This is a genomic window from Azorhizobium sp. AG788, from assembly GCF_004364705.1.
GTDB classification, from domain to species: domain Bacteria; phylum Pseudomonadota; class Alphaproteobacteria; order Rhizobiales; family Xanthobacteraceae; genus Azorhizobium; species Azorhizobium caulinodans.
The window spans coordinates 463129-482001 of sequence record NZ_SOBM01000002.1 but is presented as its reverse complement, the minus strand read 5'-3'; the positions used below and the strand labels follow the sequence as shown (position 1 = coordinate 482001).

The following is an 18873-nucleotide window of genomic DNA, read 5'->3' as shown; positions in this document are numbered from 1 at the left end:
CGGCTCCGCGACTCTCCCTTAGGCTGCCGCCATGCCCGTGTTCGCGATCATCTGGCCCTGGATCGGCCTCGGCGCCGCCGTCGCTCTGCTTGTGGTCCTGTTCGCCACGGATGGCCTGCAGGCGGATCGCCGTGCCTCCCGCTGGTTTGACCTGCAATGGCTGGTCTGGCTCGCCTTTGCCGCGTACCTGCTGCACCAGTTCGAGGCGCATGGGGTCGATCTCCTCGGCCAGCCCTATGCCTTCCGCACCGATCTCTGCCGCATCCTGAGCTATCGGGACCCGATCGCCTGTCCGGTGCCCTTGTCCTTCATCACGGCGGTCAATGTGGGCACGGTCTGGATTGCCGGTCTCGTCTCGGTGCTCTTGGTGCGGCGCATGCCACCCATAGGTCTCAGCTTCTTCGCCATCCCGCTCGTCAATGCGCTGACCCACATCGGGTCGGCGGTTGTGGAATGGCGCTACAACCCCGGCCTCCTGACCGCCTGCGTCCTCTTCGTGCCGCTTAACATCTGGACGCTGTGGGTCGCACGCGCGCGCCTCGGCGCGCCGCTGCGAGCGCTTGGCCTGACGCTGGCCGGCGGAATCGCGGTCCATGCGGTGCTGATGGGATCGCTGATGGCCTTTCTGCGCGGCTATCTTCCGCTCTGGCCGCTCAACGGCCTGCAGGTGCTGAACGGGCTGGTGCCGGCGGCACTCATGTATCTCGGCATGCGCCGCCTGATGGCGCCGCCCCCACCGCCGCCTGTTCCGCAGCAGCCGCGCCGCCGCAGCGCGCCCCGGCCGAAGCCGCAGCGCGCCGAGGTGGAATAGGGCTCAGACGGTGGCGCCCTTCGCCTTGGCGCGCTTCAGATGCTCGTCGAGGCGGGGCAGGATTTCCACGAAATTGCAGGGGCGGAAGCGCACGTCGAGCTGGTTGGCGAGGATCTCGTCCCAGCCGTCCCGGCATGCCCCCGGCGAGCCGGGCAGGCAGAAGATATAAGTGGCGTTCGCGACCCCGGCCGTCGCCCGGCTCTGGAGCGTCGAGGTGCCGATCTTCGGGAAGGAGATCATGTGGAAGACGGTGGAGAAGCCCTCCATCCGCTTTTCAAACAGCGGCTCCAGGGCCTCCGGCGTGACGTCGCGGCCGGTGAAGCCGGTGCCGCCGGTGGTGATGACCACATCCACCGTCGGATCGGCGATCCAGGCGCTGACCGCGCCACGGATCTCCTCCACGTCGTCGGTAACAATGCGCCGGTCCGCCAGCCTGTGGCCGGCGAGGGTGAGGCGCTCCACCAGCAGGCTGCCGGAGCGGTCATCCTCCATCACCCGCGTATCGGAAATGGTCAGGACGGCGATGTTCAGCGCCACGAACGGGCGGCTCTCGTCGATGCCGGGCATCAGGGCGTTCCCTGCAAGGTGTTGCACTGGTTCATGTTGCCGGTCTTCAGCCCGCGCATGAACCAGGTGACGCGCTGCTGGGAGGAGCCGTGGGTGAAGTTGTCGCGCACCACCGTGCCGGTGGCCTGCCGCTGGAGCCGGTCATCGCCCACGGCGGCGGCCGCCTTCATGCCTTCGTCCACGTCGCCGGGCTCCAGCACGCGGTAATCCGTATTGGCGTGATTGGCCCAGACGCCGGCGAGGCAGTCGGCCATGAGTTCGGAGCGCACGGAGATGCCGTTGGCCTCCCGCTGGGTCGCGGCATTGCGCTGAGCCTGCTGGAGCTTGGGCAGGATGCCGATGAGGTTCTGCACATGGTGGCCCACCTCATGGGCAATCACATAGGCCGAGGCGAAGTCGCCCGGCGCGCCGAAGCGCGTGGCCAACTCCTTGAAGAAGTCGAGATCGAGATAGATCTTCTGGTCCACGGGGCAATAGAAGGGCCCGACCGCTGCCGAGGCGTCGCCGCAGGCGGACTGCACGCGGCCCGAGAACAGCACCATGGTCGGCTTGGTGTAGGTGCGGCCCTGCTGGCGGAACTGGTCGGTCCACACCTGCTCGGTGGTGGCCAGTACCTTGGCCGCGAATTGCGCCACCTGATCGTCCGGCGGCCCCTTCCGGCCCTGCGTCGTCTGCTGCTGGCCGGAGCCCTGAAGGGCCTCCAGTCCGCCGAGCAGCGTCATCGGATTGATGCCGAGCGCCCAGCCCAAGAGGCCCACCACGATGACGGTGCCGATCCCCAGCCCGCCGCCGCCTCCGGGGAAATTCATCCCCCGGCGGTCCTCGACATTGGAGCTGGGTTTGAAGTCGTCCAGACGCATCTTGATCTCCCGGCGTGCAGCGGCCGAGGTCAACCTCCGGCCAGCCCCACGGGTTCATCAGGCAAACGCACGGATGAGTGGCCCCCGCGACCTTGGCCGTCAAGCACCGGCCTGCGACCGTCTGTGCTCAGCACTCCCCCGAAGTTGCCAAGTGCCCACGGCCCCGTGCATTTTCCCCGACGTTCTGGAACGGGGATGAATCGCATGGCGCGCTCGGCCACGGCCGTGAAGACACTGGCCGGCCTCAGCTTCAAGCGGGAGCGGGCGGTCCTGAGGTCAGGGATGGCACCGGTCGCCGGCGCGGACGAGGCGGGACGGGGTCCACTCGCCGGTCCGGTGGTCGCGGCCGCCGTCATTCTCGATCCCAAGCGCATTCCGGCCGGCCTCGACGATTCGAAGAAGCTCACCGCCACCCGGCGTGAGGCGCTGTTCGACGAGATTTGCGCCACTGCCGAGGTTTCGGTGGTGATGGCGCCGCCGAGCCGCATCGATCGCGACAACATCCGGCAGGCGACGCTCTGGGCGCTGGCCAATGCGGTGAAGGGCCTTCCTGCCGACCCGCGCCTCGTCTTCGTGGACGGCAACGACCGGCCTCCGCTCGAATGCGAGGTGGAGATGGTCATCGGCGGCGACGGGCTGATCGCCTCGATCGCGGCCGCCTCGATCGTCGCCAAGGTGACGCGGGACCGCCTCATGGTGGGGCTCGGTGCGGCCTTTCCGGGTTATGGATTCGAGCGTCACATGGGCTACGGCACCGCCGAGCACGGGGCGGCGCTACGCCGGCTCGGCCCCTGCCGGCACCACCGCACGTCTTTCGCACCGGTGCGGGCGCAGCAGCTTGTGCTCTTCGAGACGGAAATGCTGGAGATCGAAGCCGAGCCGCTGGTCGACGCGCTCGTGTGACACGCAACATCGCGGCCTTCGGCGCCAGCGCGCGGACAGCAAAAAGCCCCTCCGACCCATGGCCGGAGGGGCTCTGCGTTTCGCGACAAGCTCAGGCCTTCAGCGCCTGCTCCTTGCGCCAGGCATCGATGGCGATGGCCAGCGAAGTGATGCCCCAGAAGGCGAGATATTCGATGCCGCCCTTGGCCCAGTACCAGTTGACACCCTTGGTCTGGATGATGGCATAGGCCGCGACGACCATGCAGCCGAAGGAGATCAGGCCGATCCAGCGGGTGAAGAGGCCGAAGGTGAAACCGAGAAAGCAGAGGCTCTCGAACAGGATCGACAGACCAAGGAAGAAGGGCGCCGGGACCAAGCCGGCCTTGGTGAAGAAGCCCAGCGAGGCCTCGATGCCGCTCAGCTTCTGATAGACGTGAGGCGCGTACCAGAGGCCGGCCATGATGCGCACCACATTCATGCCGTCCGTGAGCGCGAAGCGGTTGGGCAACGTCACCGGGCCGATCAGCTTGCGCAGCAGCGAGCCGTTGCCTTCGGGGATCGCCTTGCCGTGAGAAATTCCGATCGACATGACTGTTCTCCACTTAATCAGTGAGGCTGATCTTGAGCGGGGCAGAACAGTCTGTGATTGACGCAACGCAAAATGTGGCGAAAACGTGGATCACGAAATCTCGACTGGCGCCCACAGCACGTCGTCGAGGCGCCGGGCACCGCTCGCCAGCATGGCAAGGCGGTCGAAGCCGAGCGCGCAGCCGCTCGCCTCGGGCATATGCTCCAGCGCCTCCAGAAACCCCTCGTCGATGGGATAGCGCTCGCCATAGAGGCGGGCCTTCTCCTCCATCTCGATCTCGAAGCGCCGCCGCTGCTCCACCGGGTCCGTCAGTTCTCCGAAGGCATTGGCGAGTTCGACTCCGCAGGCATAGAGCTCGAAACGTTCCGCGACGCGCGGGTCGGCCACGGTGGGACGGGCAAGGGCCGCCTCGCTGGTGGGATATTCGCAGAGCAGGGTCGGGGTTCCGTCGCCCAGATGCGGCTCCACCTTCTCCACGAGAACACGGGAGAAGAGGTCCGCCCAGGTGTCGTCCGGCGCGGTGCGGATGCCCGCCGCCGCCACCGCCTCGGCAAAGGGAGCGGCCTCCGGCTCTTCCCCCGGCGGTGCGAGAAATCGGGACAGATCGATGCCCGCATGCCGCTCGAACGCCGCGACGAGCGTCAGCCGCTCGGCCTCGGCAAAGGGATCGCAGGTCCGCCCCCGGAACGAAAAACCGGAGATGCCGCCCGCGTTGGAAGCAAGGCGCAGCAGGCGGACACAGTCCTCCATCAGGGTCTCGTAGGGTTCGCGGGTCCGATACCATTCCAGCATGGTGAACTCGGGATGGTGGGTCGTGCCGCGCTCGCGGTCGCGGAAGACACGGGCGAATTCGAAGATGCGGGGCTCGCCGGCCGCCAGCAGCTTCTTGGCGGCAAACTCCGGCGAGGTGCGCAGATAATAGGGCAGGGTGCCACCCTCCGGCCGCCGCCAGAGCGTGGCGAAGGCGTGCAGGTGCGCCTCGTTCCCCGGCGACACCTGAAGCACCGGCGTTTCCACTTCCAGAAAGTCGCGGGCGGCGAAATCGGCGCGGATGGCTGCGGCGATGCGGGCGCGGGCGAGGAGAAAGGGGCGGCGGTCCTCATGGACGCTCGGGTGCCACCAGGGGCTGGGGCGGGTCATGTCAACGGCCCGGCGGCAGGTTTGCCGGGCAGGACTGGCGCAAATCGCGAAGATCGTTATGGTGCGCCCGGCTGAAACACTGCGGCATGTCGCCGACATCTGTCTGAGGAAGAAAAAACGTGGTCAAGGTCATCGCCAGCTCTCTGCGCAAGGGCAATGTCGTCGAGATCGATGACAAGCTCTACGTGGTTCTCAGTGCCGAGAACATCCATCCCGGCAAGGGCACCCCGGTGACCCAGATGGACATGCGCCGCATTTCCGACGGGGTGAAGATCTCCGAGCGCTACCGCACCACCGAGCAGGTGGAGCGCGCCTACGTGGAAGACCGCCCCTATACCTATCTCTATGAGGATAGCGACGGCTACACCTTCATGAATCCGGAGAATTACGAGCAGATCACCGTTCCCAAGGACGTGGTGGGCGATCAGTCCGTGTATCTCCAGGAAAGCATGGAATGCATGATCTCTACCCACAATGGCAATGCCATCGCCATCGAGCTGCCCCAGCGCGTGGTGCTTGAGATCGTGGACACCGAGCCCACCGTGAAGGGTCAGACGGCCTCCTCGTCCTACAAGCCGGCCATGCTGTCGAACGGCGTGCGCACGATGGTGCCCCCGCACATTGCGGCCGGCACCCGGGTGGTGATCATGACCGCCGACGCCTCCTATGTGGAGCGTGCCAAGGACTGATCCGAAGGTGCGCCGGACCATCGGCTCCGGCGCTGCTCGGCTGTTGCTGACGCGAGCGCGGGACGCGTGCTGCAACTTGGCGGTATGACCCTCCCGCGTTCCATGCAAAGCGGCAAATGGAACCGCGTCTCGTCTTTCCCCGTTGCAACACCAGCGGGGGAAGAAGGTGGTTCTGTGATGAGTGTTTCGGGAAAGCGGATATTGGTGGTCGAGGACGAGTTCCTCGTGGCGCTGGGCCTGCAGGACAATCTGCGCGTCCTCGGCTACGAGACGGTCGGACCCGCCACCACCCTCGCCATGGCCGTTCAGGCGGCCGAGCGCGAGCCGCTCGATGCCGCCATCCTCGACATCAACCTCAAGGGGGAGGTGGTGTTTCCCGCCGCCGAGATCCTCAGCGACCGCGGCATCCCGCTCATCTTCTGCAGTGATTACATCGGCGTCTCGCGCGTGCCCGATCGCTTTGCGGACGCCGTGCGCGTGCCGAAGCCCTATACCATCGCCAGCATGGCGGCGGCGCTGCGCGAGATTTTCGACGGCGACGATGATGAGGGGCCGGACCGGCATTCGGACAACGACCAGTCCATGTCCTTCTGATTTTGCGCCACCACGCCGGTTTGCGTGGATGACGCAGCAGCCTCCCGGCCCTCGATTAGGGAGGAGGGGCCCGCTGCTCTAGGATCGGGCCGTTCCCAGTCATCGGCCGAATCATCCTCATGACCATTCGACGCCTTCCGCCCGTTCTCATTGATCGCATCGCCGCGGGCGAAGTGGTCGAGCGTCCTGCGGCGGCCGTGAAGGAACTGGTCGAGAACGCGATCGATGCCGGCGCCACCGAGATCGAGGTGCTGGTGGTCGGTGGCGGACGGGAGATGATCCGCATCTCCGACAATGGCTCCGGCATGAGTGCGGACGAGCTGTCCCTCGCCGTCGAGCGTCACGCCACCTCCAAGCTCCCCACCGAAGACCTTCTCGCCATTTCGACGCTCGGCTTCCGGGGTGAGGCGTTGCCCTCCATCGGCGCCGTGGCGCGCCTCTCCATCGCCAGCCGCCCGAAGGCCGCGCCCCATGCCTTCGAGATTCGCGTGGAAGGCGGGATCGTCACCGCGCCCCGTCCGGCGGCGCTCAATGGCGGCACGCGGGTGGAGGTGCGCGACCTTTTCTTTGCGACGCCGGCGCGCCTGAAATTCCTGAAATCCGACCGGGCCGAAGCCGCTGCCGCCGCTGATGTGGTGCGCCGCCTCGCGTTGGCCCGGCCCGATGTCGCCTTCACGCTGATGACCGATGACCGCCAGCCCCTCACCTGGGTGGCGCGGTCCATGGACGAGGCCGGCCGCGCGGCCCGTGTCGCCGATGTCCTCGGCGCGGAGGCGGGGCGCAACCTCATTCCGGTGGTGGGCGAGCGGGGCGGGGTGCGGCTGGTGGGGCTCGCGGGCCTGCCCACCTATTCCAAGGCCAATTCGCTCTCCCAATTCCTGTTCGTGAACGGCCGGCCGGTACGGGACAAGCTGCTGATGGGCGCGCTTCGAGCCGCCTATTCCGACCTGCTGCCTTCCGACCGCTATCCGGTGCTCGCCCTCTTCCTCAGCCTCGATCCGCGCGAGGTGGACGTGAACGTGCATCCTGCCAAGACCGAGGTGCGCTTTCGCGACGGGGGGAACGTGCGCGCCCTTCTGGTGCGCACGCTGACCGATGCGCTCGCCGCCCGCGTGCCGAGCACCGCCGGCACCATCGCCGACCGGCTGGTGGAACTCGCCCGCACGCCGGAACTGGAGCCAGCGCGCCCCGCCGCCGCCATCCCGGCTTTCCGGCCCTATCGGGCCGAGCCCATGCCGGCCGGGGGCTACGATTGGCGCGCCTCCCCCGCGCGCCCGCTGAGCGTGGCGGAGCCGGACGGGGCGCTCGAGGCCGAGCTGGAAAGCTTCGCCGAAGCGGTGCAGGCCTCCTTCGACATCGGGATGCCCGCCGCCGACGCCCGGGCCGATGCGGCCGTGCCCGAGACGGGCGATCTCGACCGGCCGCTGGGCGCGGCGCGGGCGCAACTGCACGAGACCTACATCGTCGCGCAAACCCGCGAGGGCATGGTGCTGGTGGACCAGCACGCCGCCCATGAGCGCCTCGTCTATGAGAAGCTGAAGGCCGCGCTGGAGCGGGATGGCGTGGCGCGGCAAGGGCTGCTTGTGCCGGCGGTGGTGGATCTCGACCCGGCCGAGGCGGACCGGCTGGCGGAGCGGGCGGTGGATCTCGCGGCGCTCGGGCTCGTCATCGAACCCTTCGGCATCGGCGCGGTTCTGGTGCGCGAGGTGCCGGCGCTGCTCGCCAAGGCCGACGTGACCAAGCTCGTGCGCGATGTCGCCGAGCATTCCGCCGAATGGGATGACGCGCTCCCGCTGGAGCGGCGCCTGCTGCACGTGGCCGCCACCATGGCCTGTCACGGCTCCGTGCGGGCCGGCCGGCGCCTTAGGGTGGAGGAGATGAACGCCCTCCTGCGGGAGATGGAGGAGACGCCGAACGCCGGCGAGTGCAATCACGGCCGGCCGACGTTCATCACTTTGTCCCTGAAGGACGTGGAAAAACTGTTCGCCCGCCGCTGAGACGCCGTCGCTGCGCTGCGGAACGATCCCGCCGCCCGACCGTTGCAGGAGAGGTGCCCCTTGCCGCGGGGCGCCCCTGCCCGCAGCAAAGAGGGATGGCTTGATGCAGCGATGCGCCATGATCCGGTCCTTGTGCCTGGCGCTTTGCCTCCTGTTCAGCTCCACCAGTTTCGCCCAGACCCCGGCCGCGCCTGCGGGTTCCGTTACGTCTCCAGCCACCGCCGCGCCCAAGAGCGAGGACAGCCTCAAGGCGCTCCTCGAGACGCTCTCCGACGACAAGGCGCGGGCCGATTTCACCGCCCGGCTGCGCGCTTTGCTCGAGGCTCGCGACGCCACGACCGGCACGCCGGCCGCCGATGACTGGGTGGCCGGCACCACCCGTTCCCTCTCCGATTTCTCCAGCGGCGTGCTGACCGTGGTGGGCGAGATGGAGAACTTGCCGGCCCAGATGTCCGAGGCGGTGGAAGCGCTGCGCGATCCGGCGGCATTGCGGCGTATCGCGTGGGCGGCCGGCACCGTGGTGCTCGCGCTGGCGGCCGCCTTTGCCGCCGAGTGGCTGGCGTCCGTGCTGCTCGCGCGCCCGCGCCGGGCCATCGAGCGGCGGGCGGGCGATCATCTCGTCATCCGCCTCTTCCTCATTCTGGTGCGGGCGGTGCTGCTCGCCTTGCCCATCATCGCTTTTGCCGCCGCCGCTTTCGCGGTGCTGGGCGCGGTGGAGATGAGCTTCGTGGTGCGCCTCGCCGTGGTTACGCTGGTCAATGCCAGCGTGATGGCGCGGGCGATCATCGCGCTCGGCCATGCGGTGCTCTCGCCCGAGAGCCGGCGCCTGCGCCTGCCGCCGCTGGACGATGAGAGCGCGGCCTATGGCCTCCTGTGGGTCCGGCGCTTCGCCAACACCGTCGTCTATGGCTATTTCCTGCTGCGGGCGGCCTGGATCCTCGGCCTCTCCACCAGCGCCTATGCCTTCCTCCTCGATGGGCTCGGGCTGCTGGTGGCCGGCATGGCCATCGTCTTCCTGCTCCAGATCCGCGCCTCCGTGGCGGCGTGGCTGCGGGCCTCGGGTAAAGCCGGCAACTCCCTCACACGCCTGCGCAGTCAGGTGGCGGATTTCTGGCATCTGCTCGCCATCGCCTATGTGGTGGCCGGCTATTTCGTCTGGGTGCTGGATGTGCGGGACGGCTTTGCCTTTCTCGCGCAAGCGACCGCTCTGTCGGTGCTCGCCATCGTCGCGGCGCGCTTCGCCGCGCGCCTCCTCCAGCGCGGCTTCGGCATGATCTTCCACCTCAGCCCCGAGGTGCGGCGGCAATATCCGCTGCTGGAGGCGCGGGCGAACCGCTATCTGCCCATCCTGCGGCAGGTGTTCCAGGGCCTGCTGGCGGTACTGACGCTGCTGGTGCTTCTGGAAATCTGGGGCGGAAGTCCCTTCGCGTGGCTCGCCTCCGACAACGGCCAGCGCCTGCTCAGCCGCTGCATCTCCATTGGCGTCGTGGCGCTCTCGGCGCTCATCGCCTGGGAGGTGGGCACGGCCTTTGCCGAGCGGCTGATCCGCCGGCATCCGTCGTCAAGCCGGCTAAAGACATTGTTGCCCTTCCTCCAGAATGGCTTTCGTGTGGTGCTTCTGACGCTGGTGGGGCTGATCCTGCTCTCGGAAATCGGCGTCAACATCGCCCCGCTTCTGGCTGGCGCCGGGGTTTTCGGCCTCGCCATCGGCTTCGGCGCGCAGACGCTGGTGAAGGATGTGATCACCGGCATCTTCATCCTCATGGAGGACACGCTGTCGGTGGGCGATGTGGTGGAGGTGGGGGCCCATTCGGGTCTCGTGGAAAAGATCACCATCCGCACCGTGCACATGCGCGATTTCGACGGCAACGTGCATTCCATCCCCTTCAGCGAGGTCCAGACCATCAAGAACATGTCCAAGGGCTTCGCTTATGCGGTCGTGGACGTGATGGTCTCCTACCGGGAGAATATCGACGAGGCGCTGAAGACCATGGCCGAGGTGGCGGAGGACATGCGCCGCGCCGGGCCGCTGGCCGAGACCATCATCGAGCCGTTCGAGGTGGTGGGCGTGGAGGGTCTTCAGGAATCCGCCGTCTGGCTGCGCGGCCGCTTCAAGACGCGCCCGCTCGGCCAGTGGAACGTGAAGCGCGAATTCTACCGGCGCATCAAGGCGGCCTTCGATGCGCGGGGCATCGAGATCCCGCTGCCGCAGCGCCGGCTCTTCTTCGGCACCGACAAGGCCGGCAATGCGCCGCCGTTGCACATCCTCACCGATGCCAATGCCCTTCAGGTGCAGGAGGATCGGCGCCGGGTGGCGGAGGCCGCCCGCGCCGCCCGCCGGCCGGGTCCGCATATCGAGGAGCATCCCGGCGCGCGGGAGCGCCGGGATGATGAGGCACAGGAGATCCTGCCCACCGTGGAGCGCCATCCCGAGCGGGTGTGAGGCTTAGGGCGCGGCACCGACCGGCTGGAGGAAGGTCAGTTCGCTGTCGTCATAGCGCCGGCGCTCGATCTCCTCGAAGCCGTCCGGCACCGTGAAGGCGCCCGCCTGCTCCTCGATGATGAGCAGCGCATTGGGCGCCAGCCAGCCGCCGTCGCGGGCGGAGGCGAGGGCGGCTTCCGCCAGCCCCTTGCCATAGGGCGGATCGCAGAAGACGAGATCATAAGGCCCGCCCGGCCCCATCCCGCCCAGTGCGGTCGCATCGCGGCGGAAGATCTTGGTGGAGCCCGCCAGCCCCAGTGCGTCCACATTCGCTCGGATGAGGGCGCGGGCCTCCGCCGCCTCCTCCACGAACAGCGCGAACACCGCGCCGCGCGACAGCGCTTCGATGCCGAGCGCGCCCGTGCCGGCGAACAGGTCCAGCACCCGCGCGCCGTCCGCCGCATCGCCATAGGCATGGGCGAGCATGTTGAAGAGGCTCTCGCGCAGCCGGTCCGTGGTCGGCCGCGTCGCCTTGGAAGCGGGCGCCTGAAGAGGGCGCCCGCGATGCTTGCCGCCGACGATCCGCATGGATCAGCCGCGCGAACGCGGACCTTGCGGCTTGCCGCCGCGCGCCGGGCCACCCTTGCCACCACCCGGCCGCCCCTTGGGCGCGCCGGTGCGGGGACCGGCCCCGAAGCCCGGCCGCTTGCCTGCGGGCTTGCCGCCGGGGGCACGGTCTTCGCGAGGCGGACGGCCTTCGCTTTTGCCGAAGCTGCGCTCGCCGCGCGGCTTGTCGAAGCTGGAGCGGGCCGGACGCTCGCTCCCGCCCTCCTTGGCGAAGCCACCACGTCCGCGGGGCGCACGCCCCTCGAAGCCACCTTCTCCGGCCGGCTGCTCGCGGCGGGTGCGACCGCCTTCCGGACGGCCGAACGGCTTGTCGGTGCGACGCTCGCCACGGGGCTTGTCGAACCCGGAGCGGGCAGGACGCTCGCTCCCGCCGTCCTTGGCGAAGCCGCCCCGACCACGGGGCGGACGCCCCTCGAAGCTACCGCTGAAGCCGACGTCCTCGGCCGGCTGTTCGCGACGGCCCCGGCCACCTTCCGGCTTGCCGAAGGGCCTGTCGCTCCGGCGCTTGTCACCGCCGAAGGGGCGGGCGTCGTCGCGGTCGCGGCGTGGCTTGTCGAAGCCGCCACGAGCGGGGCGCTCGGCGCCCTCGTCGCGCGAGCGGCGCTTCGGGCCGGCATCGTCGGCACGCCAGGAGCTGCGCTCGATCCGGTCGCGGAAGGGATAGACGTCCTTCTCGCGGCCCTCGGGACGCTCGCTCCGGCGGTCAGCGCCCTTGCGCTCGCCGCCTTTCCGGTCGGACGGCTTGCGGTCGGCGAAGCTCTCGCCGCGCGGCGCGCGCCGGGCGCGCGGCCCTTCCGCCGCCTGGGCGAAGCCGATGGATTCGGCCTCTTCCGTCCGGCGCGAGCGGGTCGGGCGTTCGCCGGCGGGCCGGCGGCCGCGCGGGGCCTCCGCCTCGGCCTCGAAGTCCGGCCGGCGGCTGCGGCCGCGCGGCGCGTCGAAGGCGCGACCGTCGTCGGCCTTGCGGCGGGGGCGGCGCTCAACGGCCTCTTCCGCGACCGGCGCGAGCTTGCGCTCGACCTTCACGGCGCGGCCCTTGCGGTCAGCCACCGTGCCCACCTTCACCACCTTGCGTTCCTCGTCCTGCATGCGCTTGCGCAGCGGCACGCGCGGCGGACGCTCGGGATCGATCTCCGGCTCGGCGCTGCGGCGCTCGCGGCGGGCGGGCTTGGAGACCGCGGCCTTGGCGTCCGCCGTCTCGGCAGCACGCGGCAGCTTGCGCTTGTCGAGGCCGAGGGGGCGACGCGGGGCCTCCTCCTCGGGCTCGCGCTCGACAAGCGGACCGTTGAAGTCGGCGCCCGCAGCGGCGGCGATGTCGTTGCCGATCTGGTCGCGCAGGATGCGGGTGCGCACCTCTTCCACGCCGCCTTCGGCGATCTCGCCCAGCTGGAAGGGACCGTAGGAGATGCGGATGAGGCGGTTCACCTGAAGGCCGAGCGCGCCGAGCACGTTGCGCACTTCGCGATTCTTGCCTTCGCGCAGCGCCACCGTGATCCACACGTTCGCGCCCTGCACCCGGTCCAGCACCGCCTCGATGGGGCCGTACTCTACGCCCTCCACCACGATGCCCTTGATGAGGGCGTCGAGCTGCGCCTGATCCACCGTGCCCTTGGCGCGCACGCGGTAGCGGCGCAGCCAGCCGGTCTCCGGCAGTTCCAGAACGCGGGCGAGGCCCCCGTCATTGGTCAGCAGCAGCAGGCCTTCGGAATTGATGTCGAGCCGGCCCACCGAGACAAGGCGCGGCAGGTGCGAGGGCAGAAGCTCGAACAGTGTCGTGCGGCCTTCCGGGTCGCGGTTGGTCGTCACGACGCCGATGGGCTTGTGATAGAGGAACAGCCGCGTGCGCTCGCGCTCGGGCAGCGGCTCGCCATCCACGCGAATCTCATCTTCGGCGGTCACGGTGAAGGCCGGGGAGGCCAGCACCTCGCCATTCACCGACACGCGGCCGGCGGTGATCCACTCTTCAATCTCGCGACGCGAGCCGAGACCGGCGCGGGCGATGACCTTGGCGATGCGTTCGGCTTCCTTGGGCGCAGCGGCGGGCAGCTCGCGCTTGGCGCGGGGAACGCGGTTCTTGTCCTTGCGGGGGGGCGATGTTCGAGGCATGGAGGGGCGATAGCACGAACCGTGCGGCGAGACGAGATCGCGGGGCATCCGGTGAGCGAGACTTTCATGCAGACGGCCCTTTCCGAGGCCCGCGCCGCCGCCGAGCGGGGCGAGGTGCCGGTCGGGGCCGTCCTCGTGCGCAACAGCCAGGTCATCGCCCGTGACGGCAACCGCACCCGCGAACTGTCCGATCCCACCGCCCATGCGGAGATGCAGGTGCTGCGCGCGGGGGCCAAGGCGCTCGGTGCCGAACGGCTGCTGACCTGCGACCTCTATGTGACGCTGGAGCCCTGCGCCATGTGCGCCGGGGCCATCTCCTTCGCCCGCATCCGCCGCCTCTATTACGGCGCACTCGATCCCAAGGGCGGGGCGGTGGACAGCGGGCCGCGCTTCTTCACCCAGCCCACCTGTCATCATGCGCCGGACGTCTATGGCGGCATCGCCGAGCGCCACTCGGCGGAAATCCTGCGCAACTTCTTCCAGGCCCGCCGCTAGAGCGTGATTCACCGCGCTCATCGGACGCCTTGCGTTTCGCTGGGCGGGGTTCCGGCTCTGGCCGGACGGATTGCCGCAGGGGGAGGATTTTGCCACCGCCCGTGACGCATTATGGTGCAGTGCAGCGGTACTCCCGCATGGGGCAGGGGACATTCATGGAAGTGGAAATCACCAGCGAGGGGCATACCCGCGCGCTGAACCGGGCGGTCGCCATGACCGTGGTGCTGCTCTCGGTCTTCATGGCCGTGGCCAAGATCAAGGACGACAACATCGTCCAGGCTATGCAGGCGGCCAAGGCCGACATCGTGGACACCTGGAACGAATATCAGGCGGCCCGCCTCAAGCTGCACATGAACGAGCAGACGGCCGAGATCCTCAAAGTCCAGTTCGGCGAGTCCCCGCCGGCCAATGTGGTGGCGAAGCTCGCGGCCATCGAGGGCGAGAAGCAGCGCTATCAGGGCCGCGCCGACAAGCTCGCCCAGAAGGCGAAGGACCTGGAAGAGAGCTACAATCAGGCAAACATGCGCGACGACCAGTTCGATCTGGCCGACGCGGCGCTCGCCATCTCCCTGTCGCTTGCGGCCGTTGCCGCCCTGACCAGCCTGTGGTGGCTGCTCTATGTCTCCTGGGGCTTCGGGGCTTACGGCTTCTTCATGGGGACCGCCGGTTTCGCCGGCTGGTCTGTCCATCCGGACTGGCTGGTCGCCCTGCTGACCTGAGCCGCCTCAGCGTCCCTGCGCGAGGAAGGGCGTGACGGCGGCCAGCACCGCCTCCGGCGCTTCCTCACAGACGAAATGGCCGCTTTCGACCGCCTGTCCCGTCACCTGCGGGGCGAAGGCACGCCAGGCGTTGAGCGGGCTCTCGCCTTTGGCGGGAATGCCGCTCGCCCCCCATACCGCCAACACCGGGCAGTCGATGGTGCGGCCCGCCGAGCGGTCCGCCTCGTCATGGGCGAGGTCGATGGTGGCCCCGGCCCGATAGTCCTCGCACATGGCCCGGATGCGCTCGGGCACGGCGCAGGAGGCCCGGTAATGGGCGAGCGCCTTGGGGCTGAAGGCGGAGAGATCCTTGTCGCGAGTCCAACTCGCCAGCGTCCAGTCGAAATAGAAGCCGGGATCCTTGCCGATCAGTGTCTCCGGCAGTGGATGGGGCTGGGCGAGGAACATCCAGTGATAGACGGACATGGCCCGGCTGCGGTCCATGCCGTGCCACATGGCCATGGTGGGCACGATGTCGAGCACCACCAGCCGGTCGAGCCGGCCGGGATGGTCGAGGCCGATGCGATAGCCGACGCGCGCCCCCCGGTCATGCCCCATGAGCGCGAAATGGGCGTGGCCCAGATGCTCCATCACCCGCACCATGGCTTCTCCCATGGCGCGCTTGGAATAAGGCGCATGATCGCGGCCGGGCTCGGGCGCCGCGCTCCAGCCGTAGCCGGGCAGGTCGGCGATGACGAGGCTGTGGGTCTTCGCGAGCTCCGGCGCCACCTTGTGCCACATGACGCCGGTCTGCGGGAAACCGTGCAGCAGCAGGAGCGGCGTGCCCGAGCCGCCGGTGCGCACGAAGACGCGGCCGGCCGCCGTATCGATGTTATGGGCCTCGAAGCCCGGATAGAGGTCGGCAAGGTCGGGCATGGCAGTCCTCCGGCGCATTTTCGCTCAGCGTCGCACGCCGTCGGGCGCGCCACCACCCGCACAACGCAAAACGGCGGGACTGGTGTCCCGCCGTTGCAGAAGTCGAAAATCGGCTTGCGGTCAGCGCAGGGCGCGCCAGCCGATGTCGTTGCGGTGGAAGCCGTCCGGCCAGTCGATGAGGCCGGCGGCCTCATAAGCCCGGTCGCGGGCGTCCTTCAGCGTCTTGCCGGTGGCCGTCACGTTCAGCACGCGGCCACCGTTCGAGAGCAGGCGGGCGCCGTTCTTCTTGGTGCCGGCCTGGAAGACCAGCACGTCCGGCAGCGCGGCGGCGGCCTCGATCCCCTTGATCTCGCTGCCCGTCTGGTGGGCGCCGGGATAGCCGCGGCTGGCATAGACCACCGTGATGGCGGCGTCGTCCGACCAGGAGACCTTCACCTGCGACAGCCGGCCGTGGGCGACGGCATTCAGCGTCTCCAGGAGGTCGCCGGTGTAGCGGGGCATCAGAACCTGGCATTCCGGGTCGCCGAAGCGGCAGTTGTATTCCACGAGCTTAGGACCGGTGGAGGTGAGCATCAGGCCCGCATACAGCACGCCGCGATAGGGCGTGCCCGCCGCCGCCATGGCCTTGGCGGTGGGGATGACGATCTCGTCGATGGCCCGCTTCTCAAGCTCCGGCGTCAGCACGGGGGCGGGGGAATAGGCGCCCATGCCGCCGGTATTGGGACCGAGGTCGCCGTCGAAGGCGCGCTTGTGGTCCTGCGCGCTGCCGAAGGGCACCACGGTCTCGCCGTCCACGAGGCAGAAGAGGCTCGCCTCCTCCCCTTCCATGAATTCCTCGATCAGCACTTCCTGCCCGCCGGCGGCGAACACCTGATCGATGGCGGAGATGGCTTCTTCCACCGTCTGCGCCACCACCACGCCCTTGCCGGCCATGAGGCCGTCGGCCTTGATGACGATGGGGGCGCCCTCGGCGGTCACATAGGCCCAGGCTGCTTCCGCCTTGGTGAAGCGGGCGAAGGCGGCGGTGGGAATGCCGTTGGCGCGGCACAGTTCCTTGGTGAAGAGCTTGGAGCCCTCAAGGCGCGCGGCGGCGGCGGTGGGGCCGAAGGCGGCGATGCCGGCTTCCGCCAGCCGGTCCACGAGACCCGCCACCAGCGGTGCTTCGGGGCCGACGATCACGAGTTCGATCGCATGGTCCTTGCACCAGCGCACGAGCGTATCGTGGGCGGACAAAGCGATGCCCTCGATGGCCTCGGCGAAATCGGAAATGCCGGGGTTGCCCGGCAGGGCATAGAATTGACCCATGTCCGGGCTCTGGGCGAGCTTCCAGGCAAGGGCATGTTCGCGGCCACCGGAACCGAGCAGGAGCACGTTCATCGGACTGTTTCCCCGTTTCGGTTTGGCTATCGGGTCGAGAGGCCGTGAACAAGGGGTAGGGCATTGCGCCCGCCGCATATGAGATAGCGGCTATGCTTCTGCCTCGATTGTCTGGTGCCGTCTGATTCGATGACCGATCTGCCTGAAACCCGCGCCAATGCGCCGGAATGGACCGTCTCCGAACTCTCTTTCGCCCTGCGGCGGACGGTGGAGGACGCCTATGGTCATGTGCGGGTGCGCGGAGAAATCTCTGGATATCGCGGGCCCCATTCCTCGGGCCACGCCTATTTCAGCATCAAGGACGAGGGCGCGCGCCTCGATGCGGTGATCTGGAAATCCGCCTTCGCCCGCCTGAAACTCAGGCCCGAGGAAGGGCTGGAGGTGGTGGCGGTGGGCAAGCTCACCACCTATCCGGGCAAATCCGGCTACCAGATCGTCATCGAGAGCCTCGAATTCGCTGGCGCCGGCGCCATCATGGCGATGCTGGAAGAGCGCAAGCGCCGCCTCGCCGCCGAAGGCCTGTTCGATGCCGCCCGCAAGCAGGAACTGCCCTTCCTGCCCAAGGTGATCGGCGTCGTCACCTCGCCCACCGGCGCCGTCATTCGCGACATTCTCCACCGCCTCGCCGACCGTTTTCCCCGTGAGGTGATCGTCTGGCCCGTGCGGGTGCAGGGCGAGACCAGCGCGGCGGAGGTGGCCGAGGCCATCCGGGGCTTCAACGCCTTGCCCGAGGGCGGTCCCATCCCGCGGCCGGACGTGCTCATCGTGGCGCGCGGCGGCGGCTCGCTGGAGGATCTGCTCGGCTTCTCCGACGAAGCGGTGGTGCGCGCGGCGGCCGAGAGCTTCATTCCGCTGGTCTCGGCGGTGGGCCACGAGACCGACGTGACGCTGATCGATTTCGCCGCCGACGTGCGCGCGCCGACCCCCACTGCCGCCGCCGAAATGGTGGTGCCCGTGCGCGCGGATCTCATCGCCGGCATCGAGGCCTATGGCGAGCGCCTTTCTGCGGCGCCCCGGCGCCTTCTGGAGCGCCGCCGGGCCGATTTCCGCGCGCTCGCCCGGCACCTGCCGACAGCGGATGCTTTGCTTGCGGTCCCGCGTCAGCGGCTCGATGCCGCCGGCGAGCGGCTGCCGCGCGCGCTCAGGGCCAATGCGGCGGCGCATCGGCTGGCCTTCGAGGCAGTGCGCACACGTCATTCCGCTTCCGCCTTCCGCCTGCGGCTTGCCCGCGCGCAGGACCGCGTGGCGGCTTTGGGTGGGCGCCTGCAGTGGGGACTGACCGGCCTCGTGTCCCGCCGCAGCGAGCGTCTTTCGGCGGTGACGGCGCGCTTCGGCTCCGCGCGGACCGCCTCGTTGCGCGCCCATGTCCTCCATCTGTCCCGCTGCCGGGAGCGCCTCTCTGTCCTCTCGACGCGGGCGCAACGGGCGGTGGGGCACGACTTGCGGGTGCGCGCCAATCGTCTCGCCGCGATGGAACAATTGCTGAAGGCCCTCTCCTATCGCGGGGTTCTGGCCCGCGGCTTCGCGCTGGTGCGCGATGCGCAGGGCGGCGCGGTGCGGGCTGCCGGCGCGGTCGTGCCGGGCGCGCGACTGGAACTGGAATTCGCCGATGGGCGCTTGGGCGTCCAGGCACTGGGAGAGGGGGCTCCTGTCGAGCCGCCGCAGGCTGCGCGCCCCTCGAAGGGGGGGCGGACCAAGGCGGAGCAGCCATCGCTGTTCGACGATTGACGCGCCGCCGCAGGGTGTTGCCCTTTCGGCCTCTCCCGAAAACCAGTATCTTTCGGGCAAGTCTGCCATGTCTGCTTCGTTTCTGGGGTCTCTCTTCGCCGTGATGAATCGATTCGAACGTTTTCCCGAGCCGCAGGGCGAAGCGGAGATCCGGTATCTGGACGGTGAATTCCGGATCATTCGGCCGGGAAGCTATGTGCGTTGCGCCGTGACCGGTCAGCAGATCCCGCTCGATGAACTGCGGTACTGGAGCGTCGATCTGCAGGAGGCCTATGCGGACCCGCAGGCTGTCCTGACGCGGGTGCTCGGCCCGACCAAGATCGAAGCGGCCGACGACGAAGACTGAGCCCTAACGGCT

The 18873-nt window shown here is 68.8% G+C and carries 18 protein-coding genes; 10 read left to right on the top strand and 8 right to left on the bottom strand.

What is annotated here, in order from left to right; translation table 11 throughout:
- The first annotated feature begins 31 nt into the window (after positions 1–31).
- Positions 32–811: an HXXEE domain-containing protein gene (locus tag DFO45_RS06300; RefSeq protein WP_133864209.1), complete on the top strand. Its 780-nt coding sequence runs from the start codon at positions 32–34 to the stop codon at positions 809–811.
- Between the two features lie 3 nt (positions 812–814).
- Here DFO45_RS06300 and moaB read toward each other — a convergent pair whose 3' ends face one another.
- Both moaB and DFO45_RS06290 read right to left on the bottom strand, forming a co-directional pair.
- The gene (moaB, locus tag DFO45_RS06295; protein ID WP_133864208.1) at positions 815–1378 is read right to left on the bottom strand and encodes a molybdenum cofactor biosynthesis protein B; all 564 of its coding nucleotides are present in this window, start codon (positions 1376–1378) and stop codon (positions 815–817) included.
- Positions 1378–2238, bottom strand: coding sequence for a neutral zinc metallopeptidase (locus DFO45_RS06290; RefSeq protein ID WP_133864207.1), 861 nt, complete (start codon positions 2236–2238; stop codon positions 1378–1380). Before DFO45_RS06290 ends, moaB begins: the two co-directional genes overlap by 1 nt.
- A gap of 195 nt (positions 2239–2433) precedes the next feature.
- On the opposite strand from DFO45_RS06290, the gene DFO45_RS06285 reads away from it, so the two are divergent.
- On the top strand, positions 2434–3141 hold the full coding sequence (locus DFO45_RS06285; RefSeq protein WP_245517966.1) for a ribonuclease HII: 708 nt from the start codon (positions 2434–2436) through the stop codon (positions 3139–3141).
- Positions 3142–3232: 91 nt separating this feature from the next.
- Here DFO45_RS06285 and DFO45_RS06280 read toward each other — a convergent pair whose 3' ends face one another.
- A complete protein-coding gene (locus DFO45_RS06280; RefSeq protein WP_052285918.1) occupies positions 3233–3709 on the bottom strand; it encodes a DoxX family protein in 477 nt (158 codons plus the stop codon).
- A gap of 90 nt (positions 3710–3799) precedes the next feature.
- Positions 3800–4849, bottom strand: coding sequence for an EF-P lysine aminoacylase EpmA (gene epmA / locus DFO45_RS06275; RefSeq protein ID WP_133864205.1), 1050 nt, complete (start codon positions 4847–4849; stop codon positions 3800–3802).
- A gap of 119 nt (positions 4850–4968) precedes the next feature.
- Between epmA and efp the strand changes: the two genes are divergently transcribed.
- From efp to DFO45_RS06255, 4 genes are all read left to right on the top strand, one after another.
- Positions 4969–5538, top strand: coding sequence for an elongation factor P (gene efp / locus DFO45_RS06270; RefSeq protein WP_012170921.1), 570 nt, complete (start codon positions 4969–4971; stop codon positions 5536–5538).
- 177 nt (positions 5539–5715) lie between these two features.
- Positions 5716–6132 carry a response regulator gene (locus DFO45_RS06265; protein WP_166657057.1) on the top strand — a complete coding sequence of 139 codons (417 nt, stop codon included), beginning with the start codon at positions 5716–5718 and terminating at the stop codon, positions 6130–6132.
- A 119-nt stretch (positions 6133–6251) separates the two neighbouring features.
- The gene (gene mutL / locus DFO45_RS06260) at positions 6252–8129 is read left to right on the top strand and encodes a DNA mismatch repair endonuclease MutL (protein ID WP_133864203.1); all 1878 of its coding nucleotides are present in this window, start codon (positions 6252–6254) and stop codon (positions 8127–8129) included.
- A gap of 118 nt (positions 8130–8247) precedes the next feature.
- Positions 8248–10572: a mechanosensitive ion channel domain-containing protein gene (locus DFO45_RS06255; protein WP_245517965.1), complete on the top strand. Its 2325-nt coding sequence runs from the start codon at positions 8248–8250 to the stop codon at positions 10570–10572.
- Between the two features lie 3 nt (positions 10573–10575).
- On the opposite strand, the gene rsmD is transcribed toward DFO45_RS06255, so the two are convergent.
- Both rsmD and DFO45_RS06245 read right to left on the bottom strand, forming a co-directional pair.
- Positions 10576–11139, bottom strand: a complete 564-nt coding sequence (gene rsmD, locus DFO45_RS06250; RefSeq protein ID WP_133864201.1) for a 16S rRNA (guanine(966)-N(2))-methyltransferase RsmD — start codon at positions 11137–11139, stop codon at positions 10576–10578.
- Between the two features lie 3 nt (positions 11140–11142).
- The gene (locus DFO45_RS06245) at positions 11143–13329 is read right to left on the bottom strand and encodes a pseudouridine synthase (RefSeq protein WP_245517964.1); all 2187 of its coding nucleotides are present in this window, start codon (positions 13327–13329) and stop codon (positions 11143–11145) included.
- A 3-nt stretch (positions 13330–13332) separates the two neighbouring features.
- Between DFO45_RS06245 and DFO45_RS06240 the strand changes: the two genes are divergently transcribed.
- Positions 13333–13776: a nucleoside deaminase gene (locus tag DFO45_RS06240; RefSeq protein WP_012170915.1), complete on the top strand. Its 444-nt coding sequence runs from the start codon at positions 13333–13335 to the stop codon at positions 13774–13776.
- 155 nt (positions 13777–13931) lie between these two features.
- Complete coding sequence (locus tag DFO45_RS06235) at positions 13932–14495, top strand: DUF4337 domain-containing protein (protein WP_133864199.1); 564 nt, start codon at positions 13932–13934, stop codon at positions 14493–14495.
- 6 nt (positions 14496–14501) lie between these two features.
- Here the strand turns inward: DFO45_RS06235 and DFO45_RS06230 are convergent, their stop codons facing one another.
- Complete coding sequence (locus tag DFO45_RS06230) at positions 14502–15410, bottom strand: alpha/beta hydrolase (RefSeq protein WP_133864198.1); 909 nt, start codon at positions 15408–15410, stop codon at positions 14502–14504.
- A 120-nt stretch (positions 15411–15530) separates the two neighbouring features.
- Entirely contained in the window at positions 15531–16787 is a 1257-nt protein-coding gene (gene purD, locus DFO45_RS06225) for a phosphoribosylamine--glycine ligase (protein ID WP_043879288.1), read from the bottom strand.
- Between the two features lie 129 nt (positions 16788–16916).
- Between purD and xseA the strand changes: the two genes are divergently transcribed.
- Both xseA and DFO45_RS06215 read left to right on the top strand, forming a co-directional pair.
- Positions 16917–18515: an exodeoxyribonuclease VII large subunit gene (xseA, locus tag DFO45_RS06220; protein WP_133864197.1), complete on the top strand. Its 1599-nt coding sequence runs from the start codon at positions 16917–16919 to the stop codon at positions 18513–18515.
- A 103-nt stretch (positions 18516–18618) separates the two neighbouring features.
- Positions 18619–18861 carry a DUF2093 domain-containing protein gene (locus DFO45_RS06215; protein WP_043880272.1) on the top strand — a complete coding sequence of 81 codons (243 nt, stop codon included), beginning with the start codon at positions 18619–18621 and terminating at the stop codon, positions 18859–18861.
- Positions 18862–18873: the final 12 nt, after the last annotated feature.

Bases quoted from the DNA above. Each gene is read 5' to 3' on its own strand.
- DFO45_RS06300 (WP_133864209.1), top strand. From the start codon at position 32: ATGCCCGTGTTCGCGATCATCTGGCCCTGGATCGGCCTCGGCGCCGCC.
- moaB (WP_133864208.1), bottom strand. From the start codon at position 1,378: ATGCCCGGCATCGACGAGAGCCGCCCGTTCGTGGCGCTGAACATCGCC.
- DFO45_RS06290 (WP_133864207.1), bottom strand. From the start codon at position 2,238: ATGCGTCTGGACGACTTCAAACCCAGCTCCAATGTCGAGGACCGCCGG.
- DFO45_RS06285 (WP_245517966.1), top strand. From the start codon at position 2,434: ATGAATCGCATGGCGCGCTCGGCCACGGCCGTGAAGACACTGGCCGGC.
- DFO45_RS06280 (WP_052285918.1), bottom strand. From the start codon at position 3,709: ATGTCGATCGGAATTTCTCACGGCAAGGCGATCCCCGAAGGCAACGGC.
- epmA (WP_133864205.1), bottom strand. From the start codon at position 4,849: ATGACCCGCCCCAGCCCCTGGTGGCACCCGAGCGTCCATGAGGACCGC.
- DFO45_RS06265 (WP_166657057.1), top strand. From the start codon at position 5,716: ATGAGTGTTTCGGGAAAGCGGATATTGGTGGTCGAGGACGAGTTCCTC.
- mutL (WP_133864203.1), top strand. From the start codon at position 6,252: ATGACCATTCGACGCCTTCCGCCCGTTCTCATTGATCGCATCGCCGCG.
- DFO45_RS06255 (WP_245517965.1), top strand. From the start codon at position 8,248: ATGATCCGGTCCTTGTGCCTGGCGCTTTGCCTCCTGTTCAGCTCCACC.
- rsmD (WP_133864201.1), bottom strand. From the start codon at position 11,139: ATGCGGATCGTCGGCGGCAAGCATCGCGGGCGCCCTCTTCAGGCGCCC.
- DFO45_RS06245 (WP_245517964.1), bottom strand. From the start codon at position 13,329: ATGCCCCGCGATCTCGTCTCGCCGCACGGTTCGTGCTATCGCCCCTCC.
- DFO45_RS06235 (WP_133864199.1), top strand. From the start codon at position 13,932: ATGGAAGTGGAAATCACCAGCGAGGGGCATACCCGCGCGCTGAACCGG.
- DFO45_RS06230 (WP_133864198.1), bottom strand. From the start codon at position 15,410: ATGCCCGACCTTGCCGACCTCTATCCGGGCTTCGAGGCCCATAACATC.
- purD (WP_043879288.1), bottom strand. From the start codon at position 16,787: ATGAACGTGCTCCTGCTCGGTTCCGGTGGCCGCGAACATGCCCTTGCC.
- xseA (WP_133864197.1), top strand. From the start codon at position 16,917: ATGACCGATCTGCCTGAAACCCGCGCCAATGCGCCGGAATGGACCGTC.
- DFO45_RS06215 (WP_043880272.1), top strand. From the start codon at position 18,619: ATGAATCGATTCGAACGTTTTCCCGAGCCGCAGGGCGAAGCGGAGATC.